Origin of the sequence: Pantoea sp. DY-17 (genome assembly GCF_019795975.1) — a bacterium.
Taxonomy (GTDB): Bacteria; Pseudomonadota; Gammaproteobacteria; order Enterobacterales; family Enterobacteriaceae; genus Pantoea; species Pantoea leporis.
In genome coordinates this window covers 1-543 of the sequence record NZ_JAIMIG010000015.1, presented here as the reverse complement: position 1 = coordinate 543, position 543 = coordinate 1, and the positions used below count along the sequence as shown (strand labels likewise).

The 543-nt window shown below is 53.6% G+C and carries 1 rRNA gene; it reads left to right on the top strand.

The annotated features are described in order from the left end of the window. Window positions 1-543 (top strand): 23S ribosomal RNA (locus K5Y33_RS23600); the annotation flags it as partial.

The following is a 543-nucleotide window of genomic DNA, read 5'->3' as shown; positions in this document are numbered from 1 at the left end:
ACACTATGTGTTGTTGGGTAGGGGAGCGTTCTGTAAGCCGTTGAAGGTGTGCTGTGAGGCATGCTGGAGGTATCAGAAGTGCGAATGCTGACATAAGTAACGATAAAGCGGGTGAAAAGCCCGCTCGCCGGAAGACCAAGGGTTCCTGTTCAACGTTAATCGGAGCAGGGTGAGTCGACCCCTAAGGCGAGGCTGAAAAGCGTAGTCGATGGGAAGCAGGTTAATATTCCTGCACTTGGTGTTACTGCGAAGGGGGGACGGAGAAGGCTAGGTTATCCGGGCGACGGTTGTCCCGGTTTAAGCGTGTAGGCTGATACCTTTGGTAAATCCGGGGTATCTTAAGGCTGAGGCGTGACGACGAGCCACCACGGTGGTGAAGTAACTGATGCCCTGCTTCCAGGAAAAGCCTCTAAGCTCCAGGTAACACGAAATCGTACCCCAAACCGACACAGGTGGTCAGGTAGAGAATACCAAGGCGCTTGAGAGAACTCGGGTGAAGGAACTAGGCAAAATGGTGCCGTAACTTCGGGAGAAGGCACGCTG